At 37.0% G+C, this 18197-nt stretch carries 19 protein-coding genes; 10 read left to right on the top strand and 9 right to left on the bottom strand.

All coding sequences use genetic code 11. The annotated features are described in order from the left end of the window. Nucleotides 1–470 precede the first annotated feature (470 nt). From ABTV71_RS16105 to ABTV71_RS16090, 4 genes are all read right to left on the bottom strand, one after another. A complete protein-coding gene (locus tag ABTV71_RS16105) occupies nucleotides 471–1154 on the bottom strand; it encodes a ClpP family protease (protein WP_433900262.1) in 684 nt (227 codons plus the stop codon). A gap of 12 nt (nucleotides 1155–1166) precedes the next feature. After that, entirely contained in the window at nucleotides 1167–1439 is a 273-nt protein-coding gene (locus tag ABTV71_RS16100; protein WP_121122931.1) for a hypothetical protein, read from the bottom strand. Continuing rightward, nucleotides 1420–1953: an RNA polymerase sigma factor gene (locus ABTV71_RS16095; RefSeq protein WP_433900261.1), complete on the bottom strand. Its 534-nt coding sequence runs from the start codon at nucleotides 1951–1953 to the stop codon at nucleotides 1420–1422. Before ABTV71_RS16095 ends, ABTV71_RS16100 begins: the two co-directional genes overlap by 20 nt. Nucleotides 1954–2083: 130 nt before the next feature. Further along, nucleotides 2084–3043, bottom strand: coding sequence for a bifunctional helix-turn-helix transcriptional regulator/GNAT family N-acetyltransferase (locus ABTV71_RS16090; RefSeq protein ID WP_433900260.1), 960 nt, complete (start codon nucleotides 3041–3043; stop codon nucleotides 2084–2086). A gap of 380 nt (nucleotides 3044–3423) precedes the next feature. Between ABTV71_RS16090 and ABTV71_RS16085 the strand changes: the two genes are divergently transcribed. Further along, nucleotides 3424–3984, top strand: coding sequence for a hypothetical protein (locus ABTV71_RS16085; RefSeq protein ID WP_121122936.1), 561 nt, complete (start codon nucleotides 3424–3426; stop codon nucleotides 3982–3984). A gap of 37 nt (nucleotides 3985–4021) precedes the next feature. On the opposite strand, the gene ABTV71_RS16080 is transcribed toward ABTV71_RS16085, so the two are convergent. Further along, a complete protein-coding gene (locus ABTV71_RS16080; RefSeq protein ID WP_433900259.1) occupies nucleotides 4022–4768 on the bottom strand; it encodes a hypothetical protein in 747 nt (248 codons plus the stop codon). A 201-nt stretch (nucleotides 4769–4969) separates the two neighbouring features. Here ABTV71_RS16080 and ABTV71_RS16075 point away from each other — a divergent pair, with 201 nt between their 5' ends. The 5 genes from ABTV71_RS16075 (at nucleotide 4970) to ABTV71_RS16055 (ending at nucleotide 9681) form a co-directional block, all read left to right on the top strand. Continuing rightward, nucleotides 4970–5599: a Pr6Pr family membrane protein gene (locus ABTV71_RS16075; protein WP_433900258.1), complete on the top strand. Its 630-nt coding sequence runs from the start codon at nucleotides 4970–4972 to the stop codon at nucleotides 5597–5599. Between the two features lie 82 nt (nucleotides 5600–5681). Further along, nucleotides 5682–6671: a hypothetical protein gene (locus tag ABTV71_RS16070; protein WP_433900257.1), complete on the top strand. Its 990-nt coding sequence runs from the start codon at nucleotides 5682–5684 to the stop codon at nucleotides 6669–6671. A 713-nt stretch (nucleotides 6672–7384) separates the two neighbouring features. Beyond that, nucleotides 7385–7858, top strand: coding sequence for an SRPBCC family protein (locus tag ABTV71_RS16065; RefSeq protein ID WP_121122945.1), 474 nt, complete (start codon nucleotides 7385–7387; stop codon nucleotides 7856–7858). 574 nt (nucleotides 7859–8432) lie between these two features. Further along, nucleotides 8433–9038, top strand: coding sequence for a hypothetical protein (locus ABTV71_RS16060; protein WP_433900256.1), 606 nt, complete (start codon nucleotides 8433–8435; stop codon nucleotides 9036–9038). Between the two features lies 1 nt (nucleotide 9039). Further along, nucleotides 9040–9681: a hypothetical protein gene (locus ABTV71_RS16055; protein WP_433900255.1), complete on the top strand. Its 642-nt coding sequence runs from the start codon at nucleotides 9040–9042 to the stop codon at nucleotides 9679–9681. Here ABTV71_RS16055 and ABTV71_RS16050 read toward each other — a convergent pair whose 3' ends face one another. From ABTV71_RS16050 to ABTV71_RS16040, 3 genes are all read right to left on the bottom strand, one after another. Beyond that, a complete protein-coding gene (locus ABTV71_RS16050; protein ID WP_433900254.1) occupies nucleotides 9682–11115 on the bottom strand; it encodes a toxin-antitoxin system YwqK family antitoxin in 1434 nt (477 codons plus the stop codon). 267 nt (nucleotides 11116–11382) lie between these two features. Then, the gene (locus ABTV71_RS16045; protein ID WP_121122959.1) at nucleotides 11383–11916 is read right to left on the bottom strand and encodes a dihydrofolate reductase family protein; all 534 of its coding nucleotides are present in this window, start codon (nucleotides 11914–11916) and stop codon (nucleotides 11383–11385) included. A 72-nt stretch (nucleotides 11917–11988) separates the two neighbouring features. Next, on the bottom strand, nucleotides 11989–12723 hold the full coding sequence (locus tag ABTV71_RS16040; protein ID WP_433900253.1) for a DUF6597 domain-containing transcriptional factor: 735 nt from the start codon (nucleotides 12721–12723) through the stop codon (nucleotides 11989–11991). Between the two features lie 473 nt (nucleotides 12724–13196). Between ABTV71_RS16040 and ABTV71_RS16035 the strand changes: the two genes are divergently transcribed. The 3 genes from ABTV71_RS16035 to ABTV71_RS16025 all read left to right on the top strand — a co-directional run bounded on the left by ABTV71_RS16035 (nucleotide 13197) and on the right by ABTV71_RS16025 (nucleotide 15676). Then, the gene (locus ABTV71_RS16035) at nucleotides 13197–14414 is read left to right on the top strand and encodes an enolase C-terminal domain-like protein (RefSeq protein ID WP_433900252.1); all 1218 of its coding nucleotides are present in this window, start codon (nucleotides 13197–13199) and stop codon (nucleotides 14412–14414) included. A 3-nt stretch (nucleotides 14415–14417) separates the two neighbouring features. Then, nucleotides 14418–15002, top strand: a complete 585-nt coding sequence (locus tag ABTV71_RS16030; protein ID WP_433900251.1) for a hypothetical protein — start codon at nucleotides 14418–14420, stop codon at nucleotides 15000–15002. Nucleotides 15003–15088: 86 nt separating this feature from the next. Next, nucleotides 15089–15676, top strand: a complete 588-nt coding sequence (locus ABTV71_RS16025) for a hypothetical protein (RefSeq protein WP_121122968.1) — start codon at nucleotides 15089–15091, stop codon at nucleotides 15674–15676. A gap of 77 nt (nucleotides 15677–15753) precedes the next feature. On the opposite strand, the gene ABTV71_RS16020 is transcribed toward ABTV71_RS16025, so the two are convergent. Beyond that, on the bottom strand, nucleotides 15754–16182 hold the full coding sequence (locus ABTV71_RS16020) for a TfoX/Sxy family protein (RefSeq protein ID WP_220700033.1): 429 nt from the start codon (nucleotides 16180–16182) through the stop codon (nucleotides 15754–15756). 268 nt (nucleotides 16183–16450) lie between these two features. On the opposite strand from ABTV71_RS16020, the gene ABTV71_RS16015 reads away from it, so the two are divergent. Continuing rightward, complete coding sequence (locus ABTV71_RS16015; protein ID WP_433900250.1) at nucleotides 16451–17626, top strand: hypothetical protein; 1176 nt, start codon at nucleotides 16451–16453, stop codon at nucleotides 17624–17626. The last annotated feature ends 571 nt before the right edge of the window (nucleotides 17627–18197 follow it).

The following is an 18197-nucleotide window of genomic DNA, read 5'->3' as shown; positions in this document are numbered from 1 at the left end:
TATCCGTTCTGTATAGAATGGTTATTAGTGATCTGAACTCGGCTGATAATACCCTTTTTGAAAGGTTTATCAGTATATTGAATATATTGATAAATCTGGGGCTATCAACGGTGTACCTTGTTGCGATCGTTTTTAGTTCCCTATCATTATTTCTCAATCAAATAGAAAAAATCAGGTATAATTATTTTTTGTCGTTTTTGACATTTTCAGGGATACCCTTCATCTGCGTTCTTGTTCTGGGAGCCGAGGTTTTGATCGACTATTACCGATATGATATCGTGCTTCCGCCGCTAAGGCTGCTGCTGCTCTTTTCAATAGTTTATTTAATATGTACATTTGTCGAATTTTTGTTATTCAGGAAAAAAGTAGAAAAGATATATAGCTGATGTTTTTTTCAAAACAAACCAACAAATCGCTATTGATATCACGTTATCAATAGCGATTGTTCACTGCCGGTAGCATATTGGCGCTTAGGTCAGCACTTCGTCGATTATGCCGAATTCTTTTGCTTCAGCCGCAACCATCCAATGGTCTCTATCGCTGACATCATGTACCTTCTGATAAGCTTGTCCACTATGTTTGACGATAATGTCATAAAGTTCTTTTTTTATTTTTAAAACTTGATTGGCTGTAATTTCAATGTCGGAGGCTTGTCCTTGGACACCACCTAAAGGCTGATGTAACATGACCCGTGCGTGTGCCAGGGCACTCCGCTTGCCCGCAGCACCACCACATAATAAGATGGCGCCAAACGAGAGTGCCATACCCGTACAGATGGTCGCGACGTCAGGACTGATTAATTGCATGGTATCATAAATGCCCAGCCCCGCATAAACTTCGCCTCCCGGGGAATTGATATACATGTGTATATCTTTTTTGGCATCGACGGATTGCAGAAATAATAATTGAGCCTGTACAATGTTGGCGATATTGGATTCGACAGGTGCTCCCACAAATATAATACGATCCATCATTAACCTGGAAAATACATCCATTTGCGATACCCTTAATTCGCGTTCTTCGGTAATGTAGGGCGTCATCGCTAAAGGGATGCTATTGCGTTCAACGCTGCTTAAATAATTATCTACCCGATCTTTTGAGACATAGCAGTGCCCGACCGCAAATTTGCGGAACTCATTTTTATCAATATTCATGATTTTTTTGATTTATGTTTTTTTGAATAGCCGCCTTATTTTTTGGCTAAAACGGATATGTTGGGGCTGTGTAAACAGTATTTGATGTATTGCTTCAATTTCTTGTTTCAATTGTCTGCGACCAAACTGTTTTACGATTTCGTAAGCTTTTTGCTGTGCGATTACTTTATCAGCCAATTCATTGTCTAGCAACAAATGTGCATCAAATAACAGTGCTTCGCCAGGATTCGCTGTCCCCAACAGATGAGTTTCTATCTGTTGGGTCTCATTCCATGAAGTCGTCATAAACTGGCGATTTTTCTCTGATGGACTCTCTTACTTTCTCCAGGCATTTATACTTCTGAACTGTGGCACTCCGTGTTCCTGAATAGCCAAATTCATCTGCGATTTCTTGGAGCGATAGTCGGTCATAATAAAAGCTTTTTAATAAATTCATACATTTACGCCCTGCAGTTTCCAGAAAGCGCAACAGCCGTCCGTGGGACGGAGACTCTTCATCTGTTAAAGAGATCTCCAGGTTGTCCAATGGCAGATGTTGGCTTGTTTGGTAATAACGTTTTAACCACAGATTCCGCGCCGTACCGATAAGGTAACCAATATCATTTTTCAATGCCGTTGGGGTTAAGATAACCTTTTCATAATAAATGACCAAAGCGTCCTGAAATACATCTTTCGCTTCGTCAAAGTTGCCTCCCATGCGGCTTACATATTTAGCCACCTTAGGAAACGCACTTTTATAGAGATCCATAAAAAGTGCCTGTCGCCTCATTGCTTGATTTGAATTATTAACACCTTGCATATTATCTTTTATATCAATGTACCAATTATGATCAAAGTATCACCTTTTATTTTCAAAAATAATTAATATAATAAAAGCTTCCTGTAAAGGGAAGCTTTGGAGGCTTTAGCCTTAGCAATGTTTTTCTTGGCTAGCTGTTTCTAAGGTCAAGTTCCATTTGGATATTACAGCGCTGATAAGGGCTAGGGTAGCCGGTAATTTTCTGAAAACCCAATTTATGATATAGATTGATCGCCGGTTTTAGTATGGTATTGCTCTCCAGATATAATTTCGACGCGCCCAGAGTTTTCGCTTCCTCAATAATCGCGCGCCCCAGTATAGTGCCTACACTTTTACCTTGTGCTTTCGGGGAAACTGCCATTTTTGCCAATTCGTAATCAAATTCGGGGTGATCCATTTTGATGAGTGAACAAACACCCAACGGCTCATTATTATAAAGAGCAACCAGAATTTTTCCTCCTTTTGCTAAAATATATTCTTCAGGGTTGTCAAGCGCTTTGTGATCGGTTTCTTCCATTTCAAAATAGGTCGAGATCCATTCCTCGTTTAAGGATTTAAATGCTTGACGATATTCAGCCTGATAGGGGACAATCCTCACATCCTTACTTTCACGAATTTTCTTCTGTTCCTGTACACGTTTCAATAACGATTTTTGTTCCAAAAGGAACTCCCATTCCGCTAAAGCTTCCCAAAGATTATGGGTAGCTTCCTGGATGATACCATCAATGGCATGATCGATATCAATGCATTGGATTCGCATTCGTTCCCAAAGCGCTTTGCCTTGCTTGGTCAATCCAACCATATTTCTTCGTTTGTCCTGGGAACGTAGATTGTCCTCGACCAGGCCGGCATTGATCATCTCTTTGACAATTTTAGTCACCGAAGGCTGAGAGTGACCTATTTCGTTCGCGATATCCGTGATGGTTTTGCAATCACCTTCCGAAAGAACAAAGAAAACAGGGAACCACTTCGGAGCAAAATCAATCTGATAGAGTTCGTGTAACCTTGCTGCCTCATCGGTTACATTTGATGCCATATAGCGTAATCTGCTACCTAAGGCTATTTTTCCCGTTTTTTCAAATAGTTCCATAATAGTATAAGTAATTATATAACCAGTTATGCAAATTTAGAAAACATTTAGATACATTAAAAGACTAAATTCAAAAAATATAGTATATCGGAGAAATGAAGCTCGCTTTTTGTCCGCGAATTTATTTTTGCATATCTTAAAAAACGCAAATGCGAGTTGATAACTAATGAGGGCTTGCCACATTGGAAAAACTCTATTTTGAACTACGTATCTTTATGTCAAGTGCGATTTACAATTTAATACGAGTGGACTTATAAGCTTAAGAGAGTTACACAATAAGTCAACCAAATGATGCTATACTACGCGCACTGTACGGCTGTCCGAAAAAATAATATATGGAGAATTATGATTATATTTAAGTGGATATAAACTGTACAACAATGACATTGAGACGAAGCATACCGGCAGGAAAGACAGCTGTAGGAGTTGTGCTCCTTTGTACTTTTTTTAGTGTATGTGGATGCGCTTCATTGAAGCAGACCAGAAAGGAGGGGATGCTTGAAATTTCTGAATTAAAGGCTTTCGACGGTATCTATAATAATGTGAGCAGTCAAGAGGAAGATGCTGAATTTTCTTCTCTTTGGAACCAGCTGATCTTAAGGGATAAAATTGATCTGCTAGATTTCAGAAATGCCAAAATCAGACTTAGCACAATTGGAAATAACCAGATCAAGGCGACCTGGCTGCTGGGGGATACAGCAAAGAAGAGTATTCTGCTTGACGGAAAACTGAAGGACAATTATTTTGTTTCCCGGCATAATCGGATTATCATACCCATACCACTTATATACGGACAGATCAAAAATAATCAGTTCCAATTATGGCTGGGTCAGGATAATCAGCTACATCTCGATAGATTACAAAACAGGTGGGGCTGGGTATTCGTTTTCCTGGCGGGGGCAGATAATACGTCGAGCTACAAATATGAGAAAGCAAAATAGAAAAAATAGACAAGCTTTCCAACGCGTAATTCCTGGTTCAATCGGTTTGTCTTACGACAGTATCTAGCTTTGTCAGGAAGTAAATAAACTGCTTCTTTTTTTGACTGCCTTGGCCCTGCATGGCATAGGCTTTTACGATAAAGGAATTATCATCTAACCATCTGATATCCTCGACAGCCCAATCCTTGGTTTGAAAGCTCATGAGCTCTGAAAGACGTCCCTTTTTTCGGTTCCCTCCATCCTGTATTTTAAGAAGCCCTATAAAACAGCTATTGCGCTCATAGTCATAATTGTAGTAGTAAGTCAAAAAACGGCCGCTAGGTGAAGGAATAGGGAGCTCTACTGCGGCATCGCCGACTGAAATAATGGTATTTTTTACCGCACTATTGCTGTCTATCAATACCAAGTCACTGAAACCTAAATGTTCCGAAACACTATGGCTGATCAGGGCGTAACTTTTTAGAATGGGAAAATAGCCTTTGTACTCCCAGCCCCGGAACCCTTCCGGCTGATCCGGAGAATCGTTGTATTTGTGTAGCTTGATCTTTCCTTTCCCTGTAGGAATAATAATATTTTTCCCATTAATAATTGGAATAGAGTGGGTAAGCTGATTTACTGCACTTGCCTTTTTATAATCTTGTTCCGTAGCTTTTTTAAAATAAATCGTAGGAAGATTATCATAACTGTCAGCATAGCCAACGGCAAATTCCTTATTTGCCTGACCCAAAGCTGTCCTTATTAAAAAGAGAAAAATGATCGTTATTGCTAGGCTTATTTTGAACATAGGTCGCATTAATCCAGGGTACGCTATGAATTGATCTTTTATAACATTGAATTTACAACATTGTCTTGGGAAATGAAGCATCATGGCTATATTTTCTTTCGAAGAAATGAATAGAATGCTTTGATGTTCGAGAAACATGCTTTGGTAGAATAGGCTGGACTTTATTTGATAAATTGTTTATTTTTATTATAGTAAATGGATATGATGATTTTAACCAAGAAAAGCCTCGTAGTTTTTATTGCGCTGTTAAGTTGGATTGCAATTATTGCGCAGTTTTTGATTAGTATGAGTAATGCTACGATTTCAACTGGTGATCTGGTCGTTCGATTTTTTAGTTACTTTACCATTTTGACGAATTTAATGGTCGCAATTTGCTGCAGCAGTGCCGTACTTTTTCCGCAGAATGTCATCGGACGATTTTTTGTCAAACCAGCAGTAGTTACAGCGATAACATTATATATTCTGATTGTCGGACTCATCTATAATACAGTTTTGCGCTACTTGTGGCAACCGGTAGGGATAACCAGGGTTGTTGACGAAATGCTTCATTCCATTGTTCCTATATTGGTGTTAATTCATTGGTGGTGCTCGCTGGATAAAGCTGCCCTACAATGGCGATCTGTTTTTAGCTGGTTACTTTATCCGTTCCTTTACCTGCTATATACTTTGTGGCACGGCGCAATTTCTGGATTTTACCCCTATCCCTTCATTGATGTTTCCATGTTGGGAATGAACCAAGTACTGACAAATAGCCTGATCGTAGCTTTGGTTTTTGTGTTTATCGGATTACTTTTAATTTTAATAAATAGACGACTTGCTAAAAGACGGTAATAAGGTTATCTCCGCGGGAATCAAAATCAATGTAAATGTCATGATTGCAATTAGTGTAATACAGAATATTATTTTAGGGTATATGCATAAAATTAATATCGCTTGGTTTGTTGTTGTGCTTTTCCTTTTTTCTAGCTACAGTAAAGCTCAGACAAATAGGAAGGTAATAGATTCTGTGGTACATGCTGCAGTTAACGAACCAATTTACTTTAATACAAATAAAACAGATCGTGTAACGTTGCCATTTGGGTATTCAGCAATTTCAAAAGAGCTAGGCATCGACTCCATGCTGCCGATGGTGGAAAATGATGGTATGATAAAGGACATGAATGCATTAAGATTTGATCAGCCAGTCAAAAAAGATCTTGTATTACTTCCGGAAGAATACGATATTTTTCTGCCATTTAGTAGAGATGTCAATGAAAAATATAGTGATATAAAAATTTCATCCCGTTTTTTATGTTATGGGGCATATTCAATGTATTTTATGGCTGTTTATAATACAGTTCGTTACGCTCACCCATTTATTGAAAAAATGTATTTAATCTCAACCAAGAAAGGTCAACTTATTGATATGAAGAGAATCTATCTACATCATGAAGGAGAAATGGGAAATACAAACTATACATTATTTAATATAGACAAGAATTATATTATTTCTCTTCGGGATTATGAATTTAGTGAAGATCCGTTTCGCATAAAACCATTACATAAATACCGGCTTCTACCCTCAGGAAAATTTTCCAGATACTATGATCATGATGGTTTCTATAAAAATGACGAAGAACAGGGAATGGTGAAAAATCATAATAGAGAAGGGAAGTGGATCGAATTTAAATTAAACAGCTGTATCGATTTACAGAATTATCCAACATTTACGGACCCGTATAGCTATTTGGAAGCAACCTATAAAAACGGTTTGCCGGTTGGGAAATGGAAATTTTATAAATTATTGCAGAAATATAACGAAGAAACCGGAATGCCTATATTAGAAACTCGCCAAAAAGGACAATTGATCTATACTGAAGTATACCGGGAAGGACGGTTGGAAAAACGCGAATTTCAGGATTAATCAAAAACTGAACATATTATCCGCAATTATTGCGCAGGTGTAGTAACGATGATAATCCTAAGAGTTCCATCGTTTTGAATCCGGTTTTTTTCATGGTGACGAGATCCGGATATGTATCCGTTTAGATAAAGGACATTTATACACCTGATTGTTTGAATAACGTGCAAGACTATAAAAATTGGTCTTTTCCTTTTGCTTTAATTTTTCAAGATTCGACAAGTAGGTTACAGTAGCCCCTCATTATCAGGGTTGGGTAGTATTGTTTAGGGATGCTACTAGCCAACTTCCTACTAACTGAATAGCAGATTCGATATTAAATTAGCTATAAGAGTTATTTAGTAGAGATATATCAGGGATTTAACAGGGATTTACCCCTGTTATACCCCTGTTAACCCCCTGTTAAATCCAAGTAATTACCTTATTATTATAAGATATGGTATGAGCCGATTGTTATTTTGTCCTGAATAAATAGATACTGGTAAGTCCAGTTTTCTTATCAGAATTGATATATAAACGATGATGGTTATGGTGATCTGTTGCGGTTCGATCTTCAGAAAAGTATGTGGGATAAATTGTTATTCTGTTAAATAAACATACCGTTTTATAGTTGTTTCGTAAAGTAATTGCTGTTTTTGCGTATTTAATAAACCAAAACTATAGTGAAGCTGTTATCAAATCAGATGGCCAAATTGGTCTAAGCTTAGATTATTAAGATGAGATATAAACTATATAGGGAGCAGCAACTGAAGTGTGATATCCAAACTGCATGGGATTTTTTTTCTTCCCCGATGAACCTTTCTGAAATAACGCCAAAAGAGATGGGCTTTGTTGTTGTTTCCGACCTTGGTCGGGATGAAATTGTTGAAGGTCTGATCATTGATTATTTTGTATCACCGATCCTCGGAATTCGGTTGAAATGGAAGACAAAAATTACACAGGTTGAAAAAAATAAAAGTTTTACGGATTTTCAAGTTCAAGGTCCTTATAAGTACTGGAACCATTTTCATGAATTTATTCCAAATGGAAAGGGAGTATTGATGATAGATACGGTCGATTATGAGCTACCTATGGGAATTCTAGGAACAGTTGCCCATGAGATCTTTGTCAAAAGGAAGTTAGAGCGCATTTTTGACTATCGTTATCGGGTTTTGGAGGAATTATTTAATCAAACGAAAAGCAAACCATAGATCTTCTGTAGGGATATTGCTATAAAGACGTTCTAAATTTTCTAGGATTTTTACAGCCTCACCTTTTTTCGGATCGTTACGGGCGATGATCTGAAGCTTAGGATATCAGTTAAGCCCCTGTTTTAAAATGGATATAGTTTTGCTGTTTGTACCGGTAATTATTTTCTATATGTTGTTAGCGTGATGCTCGTTTGTCTTTTGAAGTATCTTGCCATATATGATATGTATTCAAAGTTTAGGCGGTATGCAATCGCTTGATCGGTAAGTCCGTGTTATGTAATACCCCTCCCTTTTTATTTATAGGTGTTAAATATTGGTAAATCATATGTTTGTGTTGATATCTCATGGAGCTTTCTGTTATCTGGGAGAGATAATATGGAGTGATATTTAATTGCTCCGCATGGAAGGAGATATTCTGCCCGATGGTATTATGCTTAACGATCGATCCCAGAATTTCCAGCATAGGCCTGCTGTATCATAAAAATAAATTAAATTCGTAAAGCCGTAATCAGGGAGATTTCAGCTGTTAATTGATAATAGAATAGAAAGAGTGTCAGGCACATCATAAAATTTAATGAAGAAAAAATACATAATTGTTATAGGAGTTTTAGCATCTATCGCTGCATTAGTAATAGGATATCTCATTTTTCTCAGTGCTTTGAGCGGAATTGGAAACCCGACCGGAGGACGAGGGCCTGATTATCCTTATTTTATTACGACCGAGCCAGTAACGGTTAAAAAAATTGTTGTTCCTAAAGGAACAAAGCTGATATACGAGGAACAGTTTTTTAAGAAAGGACAACAGGACAAAATAATGAATGAAAAAAAACTTACCGATATCCATTTAGCCGAAGGAAAAACAATAGATTGGGGAGGGGTGCCCGTTTACATGATTACTAAATTTTTCAATCCTGAAATGACTGGATACTCGGTGTTCGCAGATTTTAGCCAATTGAGTGATGAACAAAGAAACAAATTTTCCGAATTATGGCGGCATTGCGGAGGAGAGTTGGGCGTGCTGGTCAAAGATGCAGATGACTGGAGTTTTGATACGAAAAACATTACAGATATTGCCGATTGCAGCGTGAACTATCAGCGTTATTTTAAGGAAGATGATAGGCAGCAAAAGTTTCTTGACAGTCTGTATAGTGCAATGGGAAAGCAAATCAAAACCAAATAAAATGAATAGAATTAATAAATATTTTTGTCACTGCTTTATATTCATTTTAATTTCAGGCCCAATGATGCTATTCTCTCAGCGTATTAAAAATAAAAACAATTATACTTATCAGGTCAGAGAAGAAAGTGGGGATCTAAATCATGATGGCAAAATGGACAAAGTAACCGTGAAAATGGATACTGTAGCTGAAACAAGGCCGTTACGATTGCAAATTTTCCTGTCTCAACCAAGTGGAAAGTTAACATTGGCGGTATCCTCAGATAAAATCATCGAACCGCAGTATCCTGCTGAAAACAGGGGCAATTTTAATGGTTTTCAAATTCCTGATTTTTTTATAGAAAAAGGAATTTTAAAAATGCGGAGCGAAATTAAACACGGAAATATTACCTGCCACTTCAAATATAACAAGGGCAGTTTTGAATTGATCTATATCAATAAGCTCACATACGACACGACTAAAGGTTATATGAATGAAAATACCATATTGACAGAAACTAAATTTGACCTGATTACAGGGATTAGAACTGAAACCGATGAGAGATTAGGCTTAGCTAAGGTGTTGAAATTAAGGAAGAAAAGAGTTTTAATAAGACCTTTGCCCAAAATACAGGATTTTAAATTTTCAGACATAGATCTGTATTGATTATGATCCATCTTCTTCGAACGGATCTATGTTTATTGTATTTTCAGGCTCGCCTTTTTCGTTATAATAGGTCCGTTTGTTTGTTTTATAATTATCAATGCTTTTTAACTGTCCCGTTTCGATGCGGTAGACGCGCCATTTACCGGCTTTTTTTCCGCGTGTATACCGACCTGTTTTTAATAATTTTCCATTTTTACCGTACCAATTCCATTGATCGGTCTTATCGCCGTTGGCATATTGTCCGGTGATTTCTATTTGCCCATTGTTGTGGTACCATTTCCATTGATCAATTTGCTGTCCATTATTATCGTAATTTGCCTCCGCCTGCAATTGACCATTCTCGTAATACCATAACCATTTGCCAACACTTTTATTTTCTTTGGTGGTTCCCTGATTTTTTAGCAGTCCATTTTCGTGATAGTATTTCCATTCTCCAATTTTAACGCCATTATCCATAATTCCGGTGGCTTCCAGTTGACCGTTTTCATAATAAAAATTCCATTCGCCAAATAATTTTCCCGCTTTATAGTGAGCGAGATTCATCAGGTTCTTATTGTGATAATACCATTTCCATTCCCCAGTTTTTAAACTGTCTTTCATTTCTCCGACACAGCGTAATTGGCCGTTATCATAATATTCCATCAACAAGCCATTTTCTTTATTTGCCGCAAAGTTTTTAACGGCTTTGATTTCTCCGTTTTCAGTATACCATTTCCATTCCCCTATTTTTTCTCCATTGCTGCTGTTTCCGGTAACGGATGGTGATCCATTTGAGTTATAATAGATATAAAGACCATCTTCTTTGTTGTTGAGATAGTTTCGAATACCTTGTAAGGCGCCATCTTCAGTATACCATTTCCATTCTCCTGTTTTTGCAGCCATTTTATATTCTCCTGTAGACCGGAGTTGCCCATTTTCATGGTAGAATTTCCATTCCCCGGTTTTAACACCGTGATGGATCATTCCTACTGCTTCCGAATGACCATTTTCGTAGTAATATTTCCATTCTCCAATCGCTTTGCCGTTGATCAAATTTCCAATTTTGCTTAATTGTCCGTTTTCATAATAAGACCGCCATTGGCCTGTTTCCTGATCATCTTTGTATTTTCCTGTTGCTAACAATTGGCCATTCCGATGGAATTCTTTAGACCGTCCATCTCGTTTTCCTTTTTTATAAGTAGAAATAATCTGCGTATTACCGTTTCTATAAAATCCTTTCCATTCTCCCTGCAATTCCCCTTTTTTATATCTCCCTACATACTTTACATTGCCGTTATCATGATAATACACCCATTTGCCCGTTTTTAGACCATTTTTATCCAACGACCCCTGCTTTTTTAAACTGTCGCTTTCTACAATTACTTTGTGTTCTGATTGAGCGTACATGCTTCCGGATAAATTCAATAGCAATAAAAATAGAGTGATATTTTTCATATTTTTTGTTTAATTATTTTCTCAGTTAGAGAATCCGGTAAAAGCACTGTAGAACTGAATCTGATATTGAACATGTCTTAATGCTGGTATGAAGGTCAGATTTTTTTCTATAACTTTTCTTTATTGATTTATATTCGATAGATCCAGTTTATTATTCGATTTATTCTGAAGTAAATAGTAGAGCAGGAGTAAACATCCATTACCAACAGAATATGTTCGATAAAATGGATGTTTTTAATGCTTTTTTCTAGATTAATTTTGTATTGTTTATTTTTCTTTACTGTAATGTAATTGTGTAAGTCCTGTTTCAAAAGTTTTTGCTGTTATTAGCTTAAGTGTTTGTTCAGGTCGGCCGTCTTTGAATAGCTTTGTTCCATTACCTAATAAGATTGGTATGACAGAAATCACAAATTCATCTATTAAATCCTGCTTTAACAATTCATTTATTACTTCTGCTCCGCCGTCACAATAAATATCTTTTCCATTTTCGGATTTTAGCCTTTCGATCAATTTTGTCAGATCTCCCGTATAAAAGACGGTTCTACCCACGTTTGGTCTTTCAGTTCCTGTAATGACATACACATCACGATTTCCGTTGTCATAGTGAGATGAGCCGATATTGTTAAGGACATATTCATAGGTTTTCCGACCGACGATTAACGTGTCAATTGAATCGGTAAATTCGGCATAGCCATAATCTTCACCTTCTTTTTCCACAAGGTTTAAAAAACTGAGGTCATCATTGGGCTTTGCAATGTAACCGTCCAAGCTCATTGCAATGAAAATTGATATTTTTCGCATTTGTCTAAATTTTAATGATACTACAAAAGTAGCGTGAAACAGACACCCGTTCCTTGTAAAAATGCGACAAAATTAAATTTGTGAGGGCGGAATTCCTGTATTCCTCTTGATTTCATTGCTGAGATGTGAATGGTCACAATACCCACATTCAAAAGCGATATCCGATAAACTTCGATTTTCATCTGAATTTCTGATCATGCACAAGGCATGTTGAAAACGAATAATATTTGAATATTCTTTCGGTGATAATCCAATATGCTTCTTAAAACTTCTTTCCAGTTGCCTAACAGTAGTAAAATTGCGTCTGGATAGGTCAGGCACGGTAATTCGTCCGTTTGTTGCATGTATATCATTGATGATGGGTTGTAATTCATTATTCTTATTTATTATTCTATCCAAATAAAAACGGTTAAGGTAATCGAAGGGATTATGGAGTATCTTATCAACGTCAAATGAACTGGATTTTTCAAATTCAATGGTATTATTGGTTAATACCTGTTGTGTCTCATATTTATAGAAGTTGCCAAAAGTGGCCGGTTTAAAGCAAACACCGACTAAATAGCTGTCGCTTTCGATGAAGCTGTCTTTGAAAGAAGTCATCGCACCCACCACATAGGTTTTTCCAAATTCCATCGAAACTGAGCCGTTGTCTGTTAGACAGTTATCTCCCAAATTTAAGAAAATACCTGCACAGCCATCGGGAAAGACCCGCTCACATTGTTTGCCCAGTTCACTTCCTTTCAGTTCCCAGTAAAAATGGATGAAGGGTTCTAATTCTTTGTAAGGTTTACTTTTTTTGTATTCCATCTATTATTACAATTGATTCGTCAGGCGCGGTAATCATGCTGCAGATCATTATTTGTGAAATTACTAAAGTATATCGTAAAGGGCAAATTCTTATGTCATAACTGCCGCTTCCTTTAGGCCATAATATTGTATGGCTTGCTGCTCGAAGGTATTCGTCTGGTTACGATTATAAGAGGGGCGAAGCAGCCGATACTTTTTTGCATAATGATAAAATTTGACAGTAAATTGAAACAGAAATGCTAGTGTTTTTTCTGTTTTTAATGTACTTTTCGAGAACTAGTGTAAACCTTTAAATCATATTCCAAAGTGTTTAAGAAAAGCATTAATAATCGTTAAAGATTTAAAAATAGGCAATTCAGTTTTTTGGATTGAGCAGATCATTTTGCGAAAGGTTGATGGGTAAGCAAGAACCCGTCCTGGCAATAAAAAAAAGAAAATCATTAATAATCAACTAGGATCAATATAAGCCGAAAATGAAAAGAAGAACATTCTTACAGGCCTTAAATTTAGGTATAGCATCAGCAACATTATATCATGGTGTGGGAAATGCAATGTCCTTAACAGCTATCTTGGGCGGCAGCCTTCCGGACAGGGAACTCTCGTATCACCGGATACAGGAAATAAAGTATTCAACCGTTCAGATGAAATATCCCCGACTTGTGGGGAAAAATGCCCGACTGAACCTGCACGGCTATGGGCCCAATGTCGAAATCTGTGCGATCAAAACGGACAAAGGTGCCATGGGCTGGGCTTCGTTGCGAGGATCCAGAAAAGATGCAGAGCAGATTGAAGTGGAACTCATCGGTAAAAAAGTATCTGAACTTTTTGCATCCAATTTTGGTACTTTGAATGACAGGTACATTGCTTTTGATATTGCTCTTCATGACCTTGCAGGAGTAATCCTGCAGAAACCGGTTTATGAACTACTTGGTCGTAAAAAACCTTATACCACTGACTATTATAGCGGTATGATCTATTTCGACGATTTGGAGCCATCAGAAAAACCATCAGGGATAGCCCGGATTCTGGAAGAATGTCGATATGATTATGAGGTAGGGTACAGGCAATTTAAGCTTAAGATCGGTAGGGGACATAAATGGATGCCTTTCAAGGAAGGACTCCAGCGTGATATTGATGTAACCAATGCCGTGGCCAATGCCTTCCCTGACTGTGGCATTTTAGTTGATGGGAATAACGGCTTTACAGCGGATCAATTCATCCAATATCTAAAAGGTATTCCGTCGGTCAACTTATTCTGGATAGAAGAACCTTTTCATGAAACCGTTTCCGATTATGAAAAATTGAGAAATTACATAAAAACAGCAGGTATTGGCACTTTATTGGCAGATGGCGAAGCTGATCCTGATCCAGTGCTGCTTAAGGAACTCTTTGAAAAGAAACTACTGGACGTACATCTGACAGATATCGAAGGGCTGGGTTTCACGAATTGGAGAGGATTGATGCCAGAGTTGAAGAAACTTGGGGTCCAAGCTTCCCCACATGCCTGGGGCTCACTGCTGAAGTCTTACTATACGGCGCATTTGGCAGGAGGGCTGGGCAATACGGTTACCATAGAAGGGGTAACGAGCACGTCGGAGGAGGTCGATCTTTCAGGTTATAAGATTCAGGACGGTAAACTGATCCCATCGCCGGCAGCAGGTTTTGGGATGCCTCTTTTAAAGAAAATATAATGAATGATCGAAAATAAGTTAATGATGAAAAAGGCGCTCTCTAGTTTGGTTATGTTCATATCCACATTGGTTATTTTTCATGCGAAGGCTCAAGCACAAAAAAACAATAATTATGATTTTTTTGATACTGTGGTAAACAACCATAACCAGATTTTTCCACCTTCTGGTATTCCTTCAGCTATCGAAATGGTGCTGAAGTATTGCAAAGCAGTGGATTTTAATTTTTATGACTTACAAATTAAATGGCAAAACAAAACGGATGGTTCTTTCCGTGACTTCGACAAGAAGGAATTGTACGGAATTACTTTTTTCCAGAAATTTAACTTGCCTCGGGATGAAAGTTTTCCAATGGATAGTCTTTTTCAAACGATACAAAATGAGTTGACATCTGGTAAAAAGGTAATTATTGCACTTCAGGTCGAAACAGGCTGGTCTATTTTTGTCGTCTATAAACAAACTCCGGATGGAGAATTTGTTTCTTACAGTAAGCTAGGAAGCCATACAACGATACTTAGAAATACAAAAGAAATTGTGAAAAAGTCTAACGGTACAGAAATCATGACGTATAGTATTCTGTCTCGTTTGTAGCGGAATGTAAGCATCTTTCGGTAGCAAGGTTCCGACGGTCAAAACACTGTACTGTTGGCTTTAGTTATAAACAAAGAATTTAAATCATGAAAAAGATTCTCTTCAATTTAGTCATGTTAATATTCACTTCGGTTATTTTTCATGCAAATGCTCAGACACAAGAAAATGATAATGGCGATTTTTTTGATACTGTGGTAAATAACCATCATCAAATCTTTCAAATGTCCTGCATCCCATCGGCTGTCGAAATGGTACTGAAGTATTATAACCTGGTAGATTTTGATTTTTATGACTTACAAAATGAATGGCAGAATAAAACTGATGGTTCTTTCCGTGACTTTGACAATAAGAAATTATACGGCATTACTTTCTCCCAAAAATTTGTTTTGCCTCGGGATGAGAACTTTCCGATAGACAGCCTTTTTCAAACAGTAGAAAATGAATTGAAGTCTGGGAGAAAAGTGATTATTTCACTTCCGGCAGACGCGGGCTGGCATATGTTTATCATCTGCCAACAGACTCCAGATGGAGAATTTGTATCCTATAGCAAACTTGGTGATCATACTTTAATACTTAGAAATACAAAAGAAATTGTAAAAAAGTCTAACGGTACGGAAATCATGACGTACAGTACTTCTCCTGAAGTGCATTCTTTTCGAACCTCTGCTGATTAAGATAAATCCTAAACGGAAGTACAATGAATAAACAATCTGACATTATAATGTATTTTTTGTTCCTGTGGAACGAGATACTACATTTTTTTTTTCGACGCTTTTGCTGACGGATTATAATCAAGACATGTTTTGATCCAGTATTCAAAATCATCAGATTTCTGAAATCCGCTAGGCTCTACATAGCAATACCCCTTGAGCTGCTTTCCCTTCATCATCATTGGCAAGAAGCCTTTTTTTCCGGAAACCTCATCTTCTAGTTCAGCGTTATAACGGCACATCAGATTATCGTGACTAATATTGATACACATTTTCCCGTTAACAAGAAAAGATAATCCACTGAACATCTTCTTTTCCTCAACTTCCATATTGTCTTCTAGTGAAAGTCTTTCACGGACACGATTGACAAGTTCATTATTATAGGCCATCTCTTGGGGTTTTCTATCAGTTACAATCTGACTCAATTTGCCTTTCTGCCAGATTATCCTTGGTATTTCTTGAAGTAACATCTCCACAGTGAAAATGTTTTGGAAAGGACGTCAATCTCTAGGTTGGCTTCATAGACATTCAATGATTGGATTCGTCGATGTGGCCACAGGGGTGTTTATAATTTAGGTGATAGTTATTTGAGAAATGGTTTTCAGGCCTTCATTATTGCTAAAGATCTTATTGATTTAACTGTTCGATCTTTGTTGACTGGTTTATTAACGGATAATAAATACTGCTCAACGAATTATAAATCATCCTTATATATCAAAAAAGCGGTAGTATATTTATATGATGAAAAAATATACAGCTTTATTTTATTTGTTAGTGTTATTTAGTTCTCCTGTATTCGGACAGAACAAAACTGACCTTGAAAAAAGTAAATTGTCCGGAAAAGTAAAAAGTATCCATTCCTATAAAGTGAGTTATGGCGATAAAACGGACACGATTTTTTTCAGTAAAGATTATTACAATGAAAATGGGATGAATTTGAGATTTATCGATCTTTCAGAATATTCGAGAATTGACAGTATTATTAATACGTACAACACCAAAAATCAAATTATATCCAAAATAAAATACCAAAGAATTCCATCTTTAAGTTCGGACGAGGTTGAAAAAAATAATGATACTACATACTATAAGTATAACGATAGATGCAGCGAGGCTACAAGCATTAAGTCGCCCAATGGAAATTATCAGGTCAGTTATCTATTTGATGACGAATGCAGAATTATATCTGAAACTGAAACTGGTAGAGGGACGACAAACATCACCAATGTGACCTATGACTCAAAAGGAAGAGTTGTTGAGCGGAGTTTCACTTATGAGGGAGAAAAACCTGACAAAGTTGAAATTTACAAATACGATGACGAAAAAAATACGTTAACTTATCTAGAATACAGTCCAAGATATGATGTTTATAGAGAGAAAACGATAACTCAGTTCTCTGGCACAAATAACATTATCCAGAAGACATTTTTCAATATGCCGACTGCGGGCGGAAGCATAACGTTCAATAAAGGAAGTAAAAGTGAACCCGATCAAGTACATCTGGTAAAAAAATATCAGTTTAACAATGATGACAAATTGATAGCTGAAACCCATCTTGATGGAAATAACCAGGAACTTTTAAAGATTGAAGTTGTCTATGACGATAAAAAGGAATTGAAGGAACAGCGGTTTTACAAAAGCGGACAGCTGGAATACAGGGAGGAATACACATATGTCGATGGAAAACGGCTGGAGGAAAAACAATTCTTACCTGATCAGAAGAAGCCCCAATACATAAAAACCCGAAAATATACTGTTAAAGGTCAACTATCGGAATTCATCTTATTTGAGGGTGAGAATATATATTCCAATGAATACGTGTATGATGAATTTGATAATAAGATCGAAAAGAGAGAGTTTAAAAATGGTAAACTTCTGAATACGGAACTGACAAGAATCGAATACTACAAATGAGTGTCCGACGCTAGTGCATATTACGAGAAACAAAACCGCGAAAAAGTATTTTAACATATAAAAAGGAATAACTTACGATCCAATTTTGTTTTCTCGTTTGGAATGATTCCTTTTCTTTACCTGTTTGTCAAAAATTATTGTAATCTCGATAAAAGCAACTGCTTTCATTGCTAACGATCATCGCTTTTGGAGTTATAGGCTGTTTTATGAGAGTGATTTATCTAAAATATGAAATTGCTCAAACAAGAAACCTGTTGAGAAGAGTGGAGTTGACTGTGTATGGCGATATGCCCGGTATTGGCTTTCAGGATATGCATCTAGAGTTCTATCTCCTGCCTGGTTTGCTTGTGGGATCGCTACTTTGTATGATTGTTTTTAGAACATCTTTAAATCATCAAAATGGCGAGCCAAATGTAAAATGTTACATACATTGCCGACCTTGTCAGATCGAGCAATGCAAGAGCCATCAAAACATTTGGCGATATATGTGTACAAAGTCGGCTTGTTGAACTGACTGATTCCAAAGCTGCTCTCACTTTTAATGTAGCGGTGATAGTTCGGCTGTGGATAG

This window comes from Sphingobacterium puteale, assembly GCF_050986225.1.
Classification (GTDB): Bacteria; Bacteroidota; Bacteroidia; order Sphingobacteriales; family Sphingobacteriaceae; genus Sphingobacterium; species Sphingobacterium puteale.
This window is presented reverse-complemented; position numbering and strand designations above follow the sequence as displayed.

Coding starts and splice junctions, on each gene's coding strand:
- ABTV71_RS16105 (WP_433900262.1), bottom strand. CDS start 1,154: ATGAATATTGATAAAAATGAGTTCCGCAAATTTGCGGTCGGGCACTGC.
- ABTV71_RS16100 (WP_121122931.1), bottom strand. CDS start 1,439: ATGACGACTTCATGGAATGAGACCCAACAGATAGAAACTCATCTGTTG.
- ABTV71_RS16095 (WP_433900261.1), bottom strand. CDS start 1,953: ATGCAAGGTGTTAATAATTCAAATCAAGCAATGAGGCGACAGGCACTT.
- ABTV71_RS16090 (WP_433900260.1), bottom strand. CDS start 3,043: ATGGAACTATTTGAAAAAACGGGAAAAATAGCCTTAGGTAGCAGATTA.
- ABTV71_RS16085 (WP_121122936.1), top strand. CDS start 3,424: ATGACATTGAGACGAAGCATACCGGCAGGAAAGACAGCTGTAGGAGTT.
- ABTV71_RS16080 (WP_433900259.1), bottom strand. CDS start 4,768: ATGTTCAAAATAAGCCTAGCAATAACGATCATTTTTCTCTTTTTAATA.
- ABTV71_RS16075 (WP_433900258.1), top strand. CDS start 4,970: ATGATGATTTTAACCAAGAAAAGCCTCGTAGTTTTTATTGCGCTGTTA.
- ABTV71_RS16070 (WP_433900257.1), top strand. CDS start 5,682: ATGCATAAAATTAATATCGCTTGGTTTGTTGTTGTGCTTTTCCTTTTT.
- ABTV71_RS16065 (WP_121122945.1), top strand. CDS start 7,385: ATGAGATATAAACTATATAGGGAGCAGCAACTGAAGTGTGATATCCAA.
- ABTV71_RS16060 (WP_433900256.1), top strand. CDS start 8,433: ATGAAGAAAAAATACATAATTGTTATAGGAGTTTTAGCATCTATCGCT.
- ABTV71_RS16055 (WP_433900255.1), top strand. CDS start 9,040: ATGAATAGAATTAATAAATATTTTTGTCACTGCTTTATATTCATTTTA.
- ABTV71_RS16050 (WP_433900254.1), bottom strand. CDS start 11,115: ATGAAAAATATCACTCTATTTTTATTGCTATTGAATTTATCCGGAAGC.
- ABTV71_RS16045 (WP_121122959.1), bottom strand. CDS start 11,916: ATGCGAAAAATATCAATTTTCATTGCAATGAGCTTGGACGGTTACATT.
- ABTV71_RS16040 (WP_433900253.1), bottom strand. CDS start 12,723: ATGGAATACAAAAAAAGTAAACCTTACAAAGAATTAGAACCCTTCATC.
- ABTV71_RS16035 (WP_433900252.1), top strand. CDS start 13,197: ATGAAAAGAAGAACATTCTTACAGGCCTTAAATTTAGGTATAGCATCA.
- ABTV71_RS16030 (WP_433900251.1), top strand. CDS start 14,418: ATGATCGAAAATAAGTTAATGATGAAAAAGGCGCTCTCTAGTTTGGTT.
- ABTV71_RS16025 (WP_121122968.1), top strand. CDS start 15,089: ATGAAAAAGATTCTCTTCAATTTAGTCATGTTAATATTCACTTCGGTT.
- ABTV71_RS16020 (WP_220700033.1), bottom strand. CDS start 16,182: ATGTTACTTCAAGAAATACCAAGGATAATCTGGCAGAAAGGCAAATTG.
- ABTV71_RS16015 (WP_433900250.1), top strand. CDS start 16,451: ATGATGAAAAAATATACAGCTTTATTTTATTTGTTAGTGTTATTTAGT.